This window comes from Thiospirochaeta perfilievii, from assembly GCF_008329945.1.
In the GTDB taxonomy this organism is placed as follows: Bacteria; Spirochaetota; Spirochaetia; order DSM-2461; family DSM-2461; genus Thiospirochaeta; species Thiospirochaeta perfilievii.
Genome location: NZ_CP035807.1, coordinates 1,340,202 through 1,354,148 on the forward strand (window position 1 = coordinate 1,340,202; position 13,947 = coordinate 1,354,148).

A 13,947-nucleotide genomic window follows, 5' to 3' on the forward strand; every position below is an offset into this window, starting at 1 on the left:
CCTAACAGGGAGATATATACTAGATTGCTAAGTTCCAATTAATCTCCCTGTAGAATCCAATATATTAGAAATTTAGACTACAGAGGGGGGGAGTTCACTTAGATAATAGCCCTTAAATCCTTTAAAAATGAATCAACGTATTTCTCTTCTGTATTCCAGGAGCAGACAAGTCTTATTACTGTTAAATCATCATCTAAAGTCTCCCACCTATAGAACTGATACTTCTCTTCTAATATTAGTAAAACTTTTTCTGGTAAAATTGGAAAAATCTGGTTTGTATAGGATTCGAACTGTAGAAAATAACCATGTTCTACAATTCCATCCTGTAATTTTTTTGCCATTTCATTCCCATGTCTACTAAGTTCATAGAAAAGACCCTCTTCGAATAGGGTTAAAAACTGTAAGCCAAGGACTCTCCCCTTTGCTAACATAGCTCCCCTCTGCTTTATATAGTATCTAAAGTCTTCTTTTAATGATGAGTTACAAATTACTAATGCTTCCCCTAACATTGCCCCATTTTTAGTTCCTCCAATATAAAAAGCATCAGAGTATGTTGCTATATCACAAAGTGTTAGATCGTTTAATGAAGATGTTAGTGCAGAACCAAGCCTAGCACCATCTATATATAGTAGAAGGTTTTTACTATCGCAAACTGCCCTTAACTCTTTTATCTCTTTTTTGCTGTATATGGTTCCTATCTCGGTAGATTGGGATATATATATTAACTTAGGTTTTACCATGTGTTCAAAGTGGTGATCTTCTAAAACCCGAAGAATACTCTTTGGATCTAATTTTCCATTTTTAGACTCTATTGGAATAACTTTATGCCCGGTAGCCTCTATAGCACCTGTTTCATGTACATAAATATGTCCTGAAAAAGCAGATATAACCGCCTCATGAGGTTTTAAGAAGGATGATATTGCTAATAAGTTGGTTAAAGTTCCACCAGAAATAAAGTGGATATCAATATTATGATAACCTATCACACTTTTTAGTAACTCTTTAGCTTTTTGGCTATAAATATCCTCTCCATAACCATCTTCCTGGCTATTATAGGTATCTAAAAGATTTTTTAATATTTGAGGATGCCCCCCATCTAGATAGTCATTTTTAAAGCTATACATATATACTCCTAGTGTAAGTATATAAATTTATAATTGGAAAATCTATATACATTGTTGTACCCTGGCCCTTTTAGAATTTTATCATCTAAACTATAGTAATATCTCTCTATAGAAACTTCTTTCGAGATTTCTTATTTTACTATACAGTTGACAATTGTATACTTCTTAGATGATAATTAACCCATTGTAAGGAGGTGACATGGAATTTAAGAGTTACCAGAAAATATCCGAACACATTCAACAGGAAATTATAAGTGGAAAATATGTATTAGGGGCTTCGTTGCCTTCTGTAAGGGATTTAGCCATAGTTTATGGAGTAAGTCCACAAACAATTTCTAAATCAATAGCCCTTCTAGCTGAAAAAGGGTATGTAAAGACAAGAAGAGGTTCAGGAAGTATTGTAATTTTTGAGAAAATACCAAAAGCAGAGAAATCAGTCTGTATGCTTGTTGATAATGAAAGAAATCTAGTTCTAAATGACAATGAAAATATAGCAGCTTACCATAGTAAGGATATATACCTTTCCTTTCTGCTTCAAATGAACAATCTCTCTTTAAAGAGTCAAATCCTCATGTATGAAAAGGATACACAAAAATGTAATCCAGAATTATGCCTAGAGCTTGAAGCTGCAGGGGCTGTTTTTGTTCAAGGGACTCTACCTGAATGCTACTTTCTCTTTCTAGAAAATATTAAAAAACCTGTAGTTCTTATAAATAGAGAAATCCCCAATTATATTAAAAGTGGTTATTGGGGCTCTGTTCGAATTGGTAACAAAGGCTTAGTAGAGGGAATTAATTATTTGAAAAGTTTAGGACATATAAACATTCTGTTTCCTTGTCCTAGTTATGTAAGTGATATGACCGTTTTTAAAGAGAGATATGATAAGACCCATAAAGCTATTCAATCTACCTTTGGGAAAAAGCCCTTTTCTTTAGAGATTTTTAATTTTACTGACAGTCTACATAAAAACATAGAAAAGCTAGAGAGTTATATAAAACAAGGATATACTGCCTCCTTCGGTTTTAATGATATAGCAGCTCTTGAGATGTCTCAGTTATTAGATATGTTAGGATTAAAAATTCCTGAGGACTTCAGTTTAGTTGGATTTGATGATATTTTTGCTGCACAACTAAGTACCCCACCCCTAACGACTATAAAAGTTCCTAGAAGTAGTATGATAGGAGAGGCTTTTAAAATTCTTGATAAGTTACATGAGGCTCAAAAAGAGAATTATGATATCTTAAGAATTACAGAGAAAATAGAGAGTACTTTTGTTATCCGTGGTTCATCATTTATGAGAAGTTAATGCACAAACAAAGCTTACCTTGACAATTGTCATCACTATGCTATTATTGTAAATAAACAAGTAATATTTATATATAAACTAATACTTAAAAGTTGCCTGTTATATAGTAGGGAGGATTTGTCATGAAGCAAATGGAATTCACAACACCGCTGGATCATTCTAATTCCAGGTATACAGGTTGGACTAGAGGACATTGGGAAGAAGCTTTTAAACAGATGTTCACCTCTATTTACGATAGTGCATCCCTACACGGTGCTAGACAAAGGATACCGGGGCCTCGTAGTCATCATGGTCTACTAGCAGATGAACTTGAAGGTTTTACTCGTTCGTTTATATTAGCTGGTCCCTGGTTAATGAATCACTCCACGGGTGTTTTTAAACTTAATGAAACCACCTACGACGTAGGAGCATTTTATAAAAAAGGAATTCTAAACGGAACCAATCCAAAACATCCAGAATACTGGGGAGATATCTATGACTATGCTCAGCACCTTGTGGAAATGGCCTCCTTAGCATGGAGTCTATATCAAGGGAAACAGCATATATGGGACAACTATAGTGACTTAGAAAAAAAACAGGTCGCCAGTTATCTCAACTCAGTTAATAATGTTAAATATCACCAGAACAACTGGTTATTATTCAATGTAATTACAAACACTGTGCTAAAGAAACTCAAGATGCCATATTCAGAAGAGAATCTACAAAAAAACCTAACAGCTTGTGAATCTATGTATATAGGGGAAGGCTGGTATAGGGATGGGAATATAAATCGGATTGATTATTATAATTCCTGGGCTTTTCACTACTACTATTTGATATGGGTCTATCTAGATGGGGATTCAAACCCAGAACTTGCTGAAAAACACAAGTCCCGGGCTAATGAGTTTATAAATGACTTCAGATATTTTTTTGATAAAGACGGCTCTGTTCCATGCTTTGGAAGATCTATGATTTATCGATTTTCCTATTTGTCATCTGTAGCACTAGCAGTAAAACTTGGAGCATGGAAAGGGTCGTTAGGAGAGGTAAAAAGTATGCTGAATCTGGGGATAAAATTTTATATAGATCAGCCTATTTTTTCTGATTCCGGACATCTGAGTTTGGGATTTATTAAACCTTCAAATACAATTCTAGAGCACTACAATTGTGGAGGATCACCCTATTGGGCAGCAAAAGCTTTTAATGTTCTAATGATACCGGAAGATCACGAACTATGGAGATGTAAAGAGGAACCTTTACCTATACATAAAAGTGATTTCAATTGTAATCTTGGGAAAGCTGGGCTTATTCTACTTGGGGATAGTCGATCTGGACATATACAACTTATCAATCAAAAATCCTATCATGATAAATGGGAATACAACCGCAAGTATACTAACTTTGCCTATTCAAGCCGATTCTCCTATGAATCAGGACTTTCATGGGGAAATACAAGTTGTGATAACTCACTTCAATATAGTGAAGACGGTATTAATTATTATCAGAGATGGAAGTTTAGCTCTCTTTATATTGGAGAACGTTTCTCCGTTAGCCATGCTCCCACCAGGGTTAATATTGGGAACAATAATTATTATGGTGTTGAATCAGAAGGTGGTATAACAACAGTAATTTTAGTTAAAGATAACCAGTATTTTACATTTCATCAAATAGACTCACCTATTAAACTCACCTTTCGTGAGGGAGGGTATCCCTTAGGTTATGATTACGGTTGTGCTAGTTTATTTTGTGGAAGTGATTATTCATCAGCTAGAATAGGAGCATCCCATTCATTTATACGAATACTATATGGTTGGGAAAAAGCTTGTTTACCTGAGTCGTTAAATAATGATATACAGGGTAGTAATAGTCGATATTCCTTTTCTAAAGTTCCTCGCCTCGAAATGTCATCAGGTAGTTCTAAAAAGCTGTTTCTTGCTGCTCAAATATCAGCTTCAATAAACCAGGTTTCTGATAAGCAATTAATTAATTTTGTAAAATCTTTTAATAAATCAGGTGACGAATACATTCTAGAATTTTATGATGGAGAGACTTTTATTCTGAATTTAAATGGAACTAAACCTTCTCTCTATTGCAAAAAGGCTATTCTTACATAGCGATTATATATAATAACAATATTATTACCTCCCGCCACCAATCTAAACTACTAGGTCTATTAATTAAATATCTAAAAAACAATTTAAATAATTTTTTTATAAACTTCTTAAAATAAAGATTGACAATTGTACATTTGGCTTTACAATTGTATTAGAAGTTCTTAACTAACTGTTTTAGGATTAAGGAACAGAGCGCATCTAATGCAAAGAAAATATATTACTGATAATTGTGTCTTATCTTTGCGATGTAGGCAGTAGTTTAGGTAATTTAATTAATAACGAGGTGTATAAATGAAGAAACAGTATTTAGCTAAACGCTTATCTGTAAGAAGAAGTAATGATGAAAAAGTGTGGATTTTACTTTTTCTATTACCTACTCTAGTTTTTTACGGACTATTTGTTGTCTGGCCACTTTTAGCCAGCCTATATTATTCCTTTTTTCAATGGGATGGATTTACTCCTAAACCGAGCTATTTTATAGGCTTTAGGAATTATATTGATGTACTACAAGATGAGTATTTCTGGAATGCTGGGAAAAACACCCTTGTCTTTGTTTTAGGAAACAATCTTGTAAAACTTCCTTTAACTTTAGTTATAGCTTTTGTGCTAAACAACGTTTTAAAGAGGGGTTCTAACGTATATCGTGCACTATTTTTCCTACCTGTTGTATCTTCTACAGCAATAATCGGAGTAGTAATGCAGTTTATCTTAAACCCTACCTTCGGACCAGTTAATAATATTCTATCAATGTTGAACATAACATCTTCACCAATAGATTTTCTAGGACTAAAAAAGGTTGTACTACCAGCAATTATGTCAGTTGAGATTTGGCATTATACTGGACAATACATTGTTTATTGGATGGCCGGACTACAGACTGTTCCTGCATCCTTGTATGAAGCTGCTGATATAGATGGTGCCAGTGGTTTTCAAAAGTTTACAAAAATCACAGTTCCTGTAATGAAACCATTTATTGTAATTATATCCTTTATTGGTATCGTTATGTCACTACGTGTTTTTGATATTGTCAAAACAATGACCAATGGAGGTCCAAACTTCGCGTCAGAAGTTATAGGTACATTTATATACAAAAATTCTTTTGGTGCAATTACACCAAAATATGGTTATTCATCAGCAGTAGCTATTATATTTGGGATACTTTTGATTGTAGTAGGAATGCTACAGGCTAAAGCTTATAGCAAGTCTAGCGATGAACGAAAAAGCTATTAGGAGAAAATATAATGATTAAAATTAAAGGAAAAAGCATTCATCAAATAATTATACATATAGTATTACTTATTATCTGTGCTGTTCATCTATATCCCATGTTATGGATCGGAGGAGCTTCATTAAAAACCAATACGGAGATTTGGGATAATAGCGCAGGAATATTACCAGAAGTTCCCCAGTTTAATAACTATGTTCGTGCATTTCAACAGGCGAATTTTGTATCATATTTTGGTAATACAATTCTATTTGCAGCTGGTGTAGTTATCATTATGTTAATTTTAGCCTCAACTAGTGGTTATGTATTATCCAGATTCGAGTTCCCACTTAAAAAGTTTCTTATGGGAATTATTATGTTTACAATGCTAATTCCAAGGGCAACGACTATTATACCTCTCTTTACTTTAGTTAGAGATTTAGGGCTAATGAATACCAGACTAGGTTACATTTTAGCTTTTACAAGTAAAAGTATAACACTAGCAGTTATTCTTTTTATGGGATTTTATACAGGGATCCCTAAGGAGATGGAAGAGTCAGGGAAGATTAATGGTTGCTCCTTTATTCAGCAGTTTGTATATATTATTTTCCCTTTAACAAAACCTATTATTGCATCTGTAGCTATATTAAATACAATCGGGGCATGGAAAGAGTTTTTCATTCCCTTAGTTTTCACACTAACAAAGCCTGAATTACGAACACTATCCGTTGGGATGTATGCCTTTGTTGGAGAACATAGTACAGATTGGGCAGGAATGACTGCTGCTGCATCTATATCAATTTTACCAATGGTTGTGGTATTTCTAGCTTTTCAACGTTATTTCATTGATGGTTTAGCCGGTTCTGTAAAGGGTTAAATATTTATTATTAGTTAATAAAACCATAGATTGGTTTTATATATATTATGGAGGAAAAAGATGAACAAAAAAAATGTAATTTTATTACTGTTGTCTGTTTTTATGTGTGGAGCAATTTTTGCAAATGGTCAAAATGAATCTTCAGAATCTACAGGTAAATCAACTGTTACTATTTGGCATTGGGATGGTGCAGGAATTGAAAAATTTTACAAACCTATGGCTGAGAAATTTGAAATGGCAAATCCTGACATTGATGTTGAGTTTGTAGCAGTAGCTCAAGATCAGTATGGACAAAGTTTAGCTCTATCTATTACAAGTGGTGCTGGACCAGACCTTTTTTGGTATCAACCGGAGAATGACCCTAGAGTTTTAGTTGATCAAAATCAGGTTCTTCCAATAGATGACTATGTGGATGCCGACTTTTTAAGCCAGTTTGATCAACGATTATTAGTTGAAGGAGCTATGAAGTATGACGGTAAGTTATATTCACTACCTTATGAAAACAGATTTCTTAAACTTCATGGAATGATGTTCTATAACAAAGCAGTATTAGCAAAAGCTGGATACAGCGAAGATGATATACCTAAAACTTTCTCAGAACTTCTAGAAGTAGCTACGGACATTAGTAAAAAAGGAAATGGTGAATACTATGGTATAGCTATGCCAGGAAACCCTTCTGCTGATTTCCACCGTATCCTTAATGGTCTACTTACTACAGCAGCACCAGCTTCTGGAGATATTCGTTATGGAACAGTTGGTTTTGATGAGAAAAGTGGTAAATTCAAGCTTGATAGTGAAGGCCATAAAATGGTAGCACAGTTATTAATTGACTTATCTAAAAATGGTGCACTTGCTCCAGGTTGGGCTTCAATGAAGACAACTGCTGCTAGAGCTCTATTTGGTCAGGACCAAGCTGCTTTCTACTTTGGAGGAACATGGATTCCACGTGTAGTTGGTGGAGAGTATCCAAGCTTAGACTTAGGTGTTGCAGAAGCTCCAGTTCCTGATTCAGGAAGAAAAGCATATAGATATATGAGTCTTTATAATGGATCAGTATATATGAATGCAAATACTAAAAATGCAGCAGCTTCTGCAAAAGTATTTAAATGGCTTCACTCAAAAGAATTTGCAACAGCATATTTTAATGAAGTTGGAGAATTCCCTGGAAATCAAGCTGCAGAATTAACTTCTGCAACTAAGTTACAGAAAGATTTTATGCAGATAGCAAAAGATTATGTTAAAACTTACCCTGATCCGAAGGTTGAAAATCCAGCAGTTGGTCTTGTTGCATGGCCTGAAGTTAACCCTACAAGATGGGACGTTTTTGCAGGGGCTTTAATAGAAGAAGATATTAATGCTTTTGATAAATTAGCAAAACAATGGAATGAAAAAATGCAAGAAGCATTAGAAAGAAATATCGAGAAAGCTAATTCCGAAGGAGATAATGTAACTTTAGATGACTACAAGTTCCCTTCTTGGGATTATATGAGTGATTATTAAACCTATTTAGCTTTAGAAAATAGAGTTTATATGTCCTTCCTTATACTATTAGGAAGGACTTTCTTAATTAAAACAATACTTAAAACAAGATACCCGGTAGTTTTTGTATGCAAAGGAGTACTTAGATGAAACTAAAACAAGAAGATATTCATTGGATAGATGATGTCTATAGCCGTATAGAGAAAAAGGTAGAGTGGTCAAGTAATAGTATTGACTGCACCTTTCCTTTTGTCTCTGTAAATGGGAAATATCAAGACTTTAATGGTGATAGATTTCTTCCTGCATGGTGGACAAACTCTTTTTGGACTGGTCTTTTATGGCAAATGTATCGTAAAACAGATAATAAAAATTACCGAGAATTAGCAGAAATACAAGAGGAGAAACTAGACCCTGCATTTCAGGAGTATGACACTCTACACCACGATGTAGGTTTTTTATGGACATTATCTAGTGTAGCATCCTATAAAATTACAGGAAATGAACAATCTAGACGAAGAGCAATGTTAGCTGCGAGTACATTATTCTCTCGTTTTAATTTAAAAGGTAATTTTATTCGAGCATGGAATGGAAATAAAAATGGTTGGGTAATAATTGACAGCTTAATGAATCTTTCACTTCTTTATTGGGCATCAGAACAGGCAAAAGATCCTAGGTTTAAAGAAATTGCTATGGCCCATGCTGATACTGCAATTAATTATTTACAAAGACCTGATGGTTCTGTTAATCATATAATTTCATTTAATGATAAAACCGGTGAATTTATAGAAGCTGTTGACGGGCAAGGTTTTTCTCCAGACTCATCATGGTCTAGAGGCCAGGGCTGGGCAGTATATGGCTTTGCTCTTAGTTACCGTCATACAGGCGAAACTAGATACTTACATGCTGCTAAAAATGCTGCTAATTATGTTATAGCAAATATATGTGATGATTGGATTCCGCGAGTAGATTTTAGATCACCAATCTTAGAAGGGAATGACAAGGATAGTAGTGCCGGAGCTATAATTGCTGCTGGTTTATTAGAGATAGCTTCCCATCTACCTGAGTATGAAAAAGATATATACAATAATGCTGCAGTTAAAATTCTTAAAGCCTTAGACAAAAATGTTAGCTCTTGGGGAACTGAAGAAGAGGGAATCCTATTACACGGAACCCAAGCATATCATCATAAACCGACACTTTATCCAAATGATACACCAATAATTTATGGAGATTACTTTTTTATAGAGGCAATCTTACGTTTAAAAGGCGAAGAAGAGCTTTTCTGGTAAATCAAACAGTTACCAGTCACAAATATTATAAGCATTTATGATATTTGTGACTGGTAAGTAAATCAAATTTATACTTCGTTACCAAATACTTCAATTTGAGTTAAGGCTGAAAAAGCAGCAGAAATTTCACGTTTTAAGTGATGTAGTTTAATCCAAGTAACTTTTCTAGGCTCAAAAGTTATACAGTCAGCTTCTTTTGTACCAGTCATTTTAACACTCATTTCATGGCCGTCAGAAAATTCTAACACTCCAGATTCCCAGTGGATATCATGATTATCTTTAAAGTCAGCTCTAAGGTAGAGCCTAATTTCATCAATTACCACTGTACGTCCAAACTCTAGTGTAAATTCTAAGTCCTCCCTTAAACCTCCTCCCCATGAGTGGTAAGGATAAACTCCATGTCCATCTTGATTGATAACACCATCAATAGCATTTTTTGCTTCAAACCAAGGTTCGTCTCTAGTAACAACATTTGCACTAGCATGGGGGAAATATCCTGTATCCCACCTCTTATCCAGACTATTAAAAGCCAAATTCCTTCTTGAGTTTATGAAATTATTTGAAGGTATTGAAACCTTAATAGCGATATCTTCTTGAGTAAATGCATCAGGATGGTAGGCTTTTAGCTTCCAGTTAACAGGAATCACATATTTAATGTTACCTGATATAGTATATATGGTTGCAGGTTTAATATACTTATCTAACTCTATAGTAACAAAAGATTTTGGTGTTGTTTTTATATGGATCTCATCCTCAAACCCAAAAGGGCTGTTTAATGTTAATAAAGCCTCAGTATTACCTGATACTTCTTTCCTAAGCATTCCAAGTCGGTCTGTTAATTTTATGTTCAAAATATTATTCCTTTATTGTTAATAAAATATAAAGATATTATATCAGAACTATTATTTATTTACAATTTTTTTTAGACAATTGTATTGTACAATTGTAGCACACAGTTAAACAATTACTATGTTGTGACAGGGGGAAGGGGAAGGAGAATAATAATTATTCGATTATTTTTCTTTTATTGTTCGCTAATTTATATGCCTTCGAATAAGCTTTAATAATAGAATTAAAGATTATAACAGTATTTATAATTAAAATGATTGAAAATATGAAACTTGTCCAGAATTCTGAGAAAATTAGTTTTATGCCATTCATATCTCCTCCACCAACAAACCTATATCCAAAACCTAAATATAATGGATCGATTATTAAAAAGGCGATTGTAGTATAAAAGCTTATTGCTCGTAACCAATTACTTTTAATTTTCAAAAATATGTTTTTTGCATATACTAAAACATATGCAGTGATTATTGTGGCAACAGGACCTAAAAAACAGAATATTCCTAATTGGTAATCTGATATTTTATCACGTGATATATCAACCTGTATTCCTATACCTACAAAATTTATTTGTTTAAATGTATTAGTTAATATTGCATATATGAGATGTGCACCTTCATGGATAAAAAAATATAAAATTATAGATATAAATAATGCAGTCCATTTTCTAAAATTTTCTTCAAGCTTTATTTTCATAGTTCTGCACCTCATTTTATTTACTAAGAAATCATAATACTTACCTTACACCCTTATCCAATAATATACCACAAGATATACCCTACTGTTTATATCTGTGGTATATTATTGAATCATGATTAGATCCATAAGAGTTAAATTTGTAACTATTTTTTCAGTATTAATACTACTTCCACTTTTAATTGTGGGAATAGTTTTTACAAATTTATACAAAAGTCAAATAGAGTACAAAGCTGTAGATGATCAAAAAAATTATCTACTCTCTATAAAAAATCATATAGAGAGAAGAGCAGAAAATGAAACATTTGATATTGTAGAAACTAGAATAAAAAGTGTTAAGTATACTCTAATTGTAGTAACAGATAAGTGTTATCCCATTAACTTAATAAATCCCCAAATAACACTAAATAAAATCGACTATAATAAAATTATAGAGTCAGATAAAGGTATAATAACATTGGAAGGAAAGAGATATTTCTCATCATGGTTACATATACCGTCTTTAAACTTAGATCTTATAAGTCTACTACCATATAGGAACGTTGCCACTGAAATTATACCTATACAATTAATAACTGCTATTGTTATAATTATTGCACTTATCTTAGCAGTGTTTGCAGGCCTATATATATCTAAAAATATAGTCTCAAAAATAGAGAGTGTAAATAAACATGTTTTTAGAATAGCTAGTGGAGACTACTCCAAAGAGAGTAGTAAAAATAGTCATGATGAGTTTGAGACATTAAATAGCAGCCTTAATGTTTTAGCAGATAATTTTCTGATAAAAATTAGGGAGCTTGAACATTTAAACAGTGAACTAGATAGTGTCATTGAGCTTAGAACATTAATAATAAATCTTTTAAGCAAAAAATCTACAAACCCAATAACATACCTATACAATACATCATTTGATATGTTGCAGCAAAACTGGGAAAACCCTGACTTTAAACTTTTGTATAACTCCTCTAGAGATCTTAAATCTTTAAATGAAAATATGATGGCACTTTTAAAATTAGATGAAGGGTTAAAACCAGAAAATAATATGGATATAAACTTAGTAGAGTTGACTCGTTTAATAATATTAAATTTTGAAGTATACTCCCATGATAAAAATATAGAGTTAGTTGATGAGTTTTCACCTATAGAGAAAGTAAATAGTGACAATGAATTATTAAAAATAATATTATCTAATCTTATTGGAAACGCAATTAAATTCTCAGAGATGAACTCCAATATATATATTAAGACTTATATGGATAGTAAAAATATATATTGGGAAATGATTGATTCAGGTCCAGGTTTTTCTAAGGATGACTTAAAAGATATATTCAAAAAGTTTAAAATTCTATCTGCTAAACCAACAGGAGGAGAAGACACTGTTGGACTTGGCCTTTATTTAGTAAAAAAGTTATGTGATCAATTAAATATAACAATTACAGCACCAACAAATAGTATTAGTGGTGGTGCTGTTTTTAAAATTAGCTTTCCTAGAAGAGAACCCAATCTTTATTAGGTTCCTTTGATTCTATAACAAAACTATTTTCTTCTAAATCTATTGTTAATTTAGCCTTAAACTCTCCGTTAGACCATTTAAATATTGGCCTTTTAACATTGGATGTTTCAACATCCAATAGTGGAGAGTTTTTAAATGCTCTGTTTGTATTTCTAAAATTTAATATCCTTAACTGCTCTAATACAACTCTATCTTGTAATTTGTCTTCAATCTCTCTAGTGGTTAGATTTGTTCTATTAATGTCCTTATGGCCAATGTTATCCGCAGCCCAAATATCATTTTTCCCTGCAAAAAGATCTAAGTACCAAACTATAGGTGTCCCTGGCATAAAAATTTGAATAGCTCTGGCTAACAATAATTTATTTTCCTCTTCTCCAAGAGCACTGAAAAAAGTTGCATTAATTTGGTAATATGATATTTTTTTCCCATCTGGTCCAAAAAGATCTTTAACTCGCCCTCCCCTCTCTTTGACTATACTCATTAACTGATCAATTCTCTGATCATTTAGTAGGCCTTTTACATCTAAAAGAGGAATTCCGTCGTGACAACCAAGCATATTAAATGTTGTAAGCCCCTCTGTTACAATCTCATCAACCCAACTTAAAAGGTGTTCTGAATTCTTTGATTCAATCATATCTATGACTAGACCAGGGAAGAAAAAGTCATAAATAGGATACCCCTTCTCTGCAAGTTTTAGGTGTAACTTATCCTCATACTTAGAGTGTATCTCTGGTAAGAGAACAAGATTATATCTATCAGCGATCTCCTTAATCCTTGAGAGATAGTCCCATGTTCCAGGTTCATTAAAAAAGTTACTATAACCAATCTCTTTATGAAGATACGCAAAAGCATCAAGTCTTACTATTTTAGCCCCATAATTACTTAACTTCTTAAATGTATCTTCATAGAACTCCCAAACTCCTGGGGATTTAGCATTTAAGTCCATCTGACCAAGATATTTAGTTTTCTCACCCTCTAATGTCGGCTCGATAACACTTTGATAAAAGGTATTCCAATAAAATCTAAAGCTACCATCTGGGAATGGAACTTTTAAAATTGGAAAGCCTGGTTTTCTCATAAATAGTTTAGATAGATACTTCTCATGGGGGATAATATACCCTTCAGATCCTAACTCACCATTTCCATCCCAAAATTTATTCCAATCTAAAAAAAGGTCTACATACTGGGATTTATCCCCCTTTTCTAAAATATCTCTAAATTGGGGAGACTGAACAGAGAGATGATTTAAAACAAAATCTAGTTTTAGATTAATATCCATGGATTTTAACTCTTCAAGATCCTCTGGTTCTACAATATCCTCATTTAAATTGTAACTCTTAACAGAAAAGCCACGATCTAGATCCGATTCAAACAGTGTAGGAAGTATATAAAATGATGAAAAGACACCCTTTAACTCCTCTCTTTTAAGAACTCTGTTTATATTAGCTAAATTTCCACCTAAACTATCGGGATAGGCATTTAACATTACTCCATTTGGTATATCTAACTTACTTCCCATA

General features: G+C 33.0%; 11 protein-coding genes. 7 read left to right on the forward strand and 4 right to left on the reverse strand.

What is annotated here, in order from left to right; genetic code table 11:
* Nucleotides 1–98 precede the first annotated feature (98 nt).
* Nucleotides 99–1,124, reverse strand: coding sequence for a threonine aldolase family protein (locus tag EW093_RS06095; protein WP_149567537.1), 1,026 nt, complete (start codon nucleotides 1,122–1,124; stop codon nucleotides 99–101).
* A 199-nt stretch (nucleotides 1,125–1,323) separates the two neighbouring features.
* Here EW093_RS06095 and EW093_RS06100 point away from each other — a divergent pair, with 199 nt between their 5' ends.
* From EW093_RS06100 to EW093_RS06125, 6 genes are all read left to right on the forward strand, one after another.
* Nucleotides 1,324–2,430: a GntR family transcriptional regulator gene (locus EW093_RS06100; protein ID WP_149567538.1), complete on the forward strand. Its 1,107-nt coding sequence runs from the start codon at nucleotides 1,324–1,326 to the stop codon at nucleotides 2,428–2,430.
* A gap of 122 nt (nucleotides 2,431–2,552) precedes the next feature.
* Nucleotides 2,553–4,523 (forward strand): DUF2264 domain-containing protein, encoded by a 1,971-nt coding sequence (locus tag EW093_RS06105; RefSeq protein ID WP_149567539.1) that lies wholly within the window; start codon nucleotides 2,553–2,555, stop codon nucleotides 4,521–4,523.
* A 291-nt stretch (nucleotides 4,524–4,814) separates the two neighbouring features.
* Nucleotides 4,815–5,753 carry a carbohydrate ABC transporter permease gene (locus EW093_RS06110; RefSeq protein WP_149567540.1) on the forward strand — a complete coding sequence of 313 codons (939 nt, stop codon included), beginning with the start codon at nucleotides 4,815–4,817 and terminating at the stop codon, nucleotides 5,751–5,753.
* 11 nt (nucleotides 5,754–5,764) lie between these two features.
* Entirely contained in the window at nucleotides 5,765–6,604 is an 840-nt protein-coding gene (locus EW093_RS06115; protein WP_149567541.1) for a carbohydrate ABC transporter permease, read from the forward strand.
* A gap of 60 nt (nucleotides 6,605–6,664) precedes the next feature.
* The gene (locus EW093_RS06120) at nucleotides 6,665–8,104 is read left to right on the forward strand and encodes an ABC transporter substrate-binding protein (RefSeq protein WP_149567542.1); all 1,440 of its coding nucleotides are present in this window, start codon (nucleotides 6,665–6,667) and stop codon (nucleotides 8,102–8,104) included.
* A gap of 125 nt (nucleotides 8,105–8,229) precedes the next feature.
* Complete coding sequence (locus tag EW093_RS06125; RefSeq protein ID WP_149567543.1) at nucleotides 8,230–9,372, forward strand: glycoside hydrolase family 88 protein; 1,143 nt, start codon at nucleotides 8,230–8,232, stop codon at nucleotides 9,370–9,372.
* A gap of 68 nt (nucleotides 9,373–9,440) precedes the next feature.
* Here the strand turns inward: EW093_RS06125 and EW093_RS06130 are convergent, their stop codons facing one another.
* On the reverse strand, nucleotides 9,441–10,223 hold the full coding sequence (locus tag EW093_RS06130; protein WP_149567544.1) for a DUF7402 domain-containing protein: 783 nt from the start codon (nucleotides 10,221–10,223) through the stop codon (nucleotides 9,441–9,443).
* A gap of 154 nt (nucleotides 10,224–10,377) precedes the next feature.
* A complete protein-coding gene (locus EW093_RS06135; RefSeq protein ID WP_149567545.1) occupies nucleotides 10,378–10,914 on the reverse strand; it encodes a hypothetical protein in 537 nt (178 codons plus the stop codon).
* 115 nt (nucleotides 10,915–11,029) lie between these two features.
* Between EW093_RS06135 and EW093_RS06140 the strand changes: the two genes are divergently transcribed.
* A complete protein-coding gene (locus EW093_RS06140; RefSeq protein ID WP_149567546.1) occupies nucleotides 11,030–12,427 on the forward strand; it encodes a sensor histidine kinase in 1,398 nt (465 codons plus the stop codon).
* On the opposite strand, the gene EW093_RS06145 is transcribed toward EW093_RS06140, so the two are convergent.
* The gene (locus tag EW093_RS06145) at nucleotides 12,402–13,946 is read right to left on the reverse strand and encodes an alpha-amylase family protein (RefSeq protein ID WP_149567547.1); all 1,545 of its coding nucleotides are present in this window, start codon (nucleotides 13,944–13,946) and stop codon (nucleotides 12,402–12,404) included. The two genes, EW093_RS06140 and EW093_RS06145, sit on opposite strands and share 26 nt — an antisense overlap.
* Nucleotide 13,947: the final 1 nt, after the last annotated feature.

Excerpts from the sequence above, each read along its gene's own strand:
- EW093_RS06095 (WP_149567537.1), bottom strand. The coding sequence starts at position 1,124 with ATGTATAGCTTTAAAAATGACTATCTAGATGGGGGGCATCCTCAAATA.
- EW093_RS06100 (WP_149567538.1), top strand. The coding sequence starts at position 1,324 with ATGGAATTTAAGAGTTACCAGAAAATATCCGAACACATTCAACAGGAA.
- EW093_RS06105 (WP_149567539.1), top strand. The coding sequence starts at position 2,553 with ATGAAGCAAATGGAATTCACAACACCGCTGGATCATTCTAATTCCAGG.
- EW093_RS06110 (WP_149567540.1), top strand. The coding sequence starts at position 4,815 with ATGAAGAAACAGTATTTAGCTAAACGCTTATCTGTAAGAAGAAGTAAT.
- EW093_RS06115 (WP_149567541.1), top strand. The coding sequence starts at position 5,765 with ATGATTAAAATTAAAGGAAAAAGCATTCATCAAATAATTATACATATA.
- EW093_RS06120 (WP_149567542.1), top strand. The coding sequence starts at position 6,665 with ATGAACAAAAAAAATGTAATTTTATTACTGTTGTCTGTTTTTATGTGT.
- EW093_RS06125 (WP_149567543.1), top strand. The coding sequence starts at position 8,230 with ATGAAACTAAAACAAGAAGATATTCATTGGATAGATGATGTCTATAGC.
- EW093_RS06135 (WP_149567545.1), bottom strand. The coding sequence starts at position 10,914 with ATGAAAATAAAGCTTGAAGAAAATTTTAGAAAATGGACTGCATTATTT.
- EW093_RS06140 (WP_149567546.1), top strand. The coding sequence starts at position 11,030 with ATGATTAGATCCATAAGAGTTAAATTTGTAACTATTTTTTCAGTATTA.
- EW093_RS06145 (WP_149567547.1), bottom strand. The coding sequence starts at position 13,946 with ATGGGAAGTAAGTTAGATATACCAAATGGAGTAATGTTAAATGCCTAT.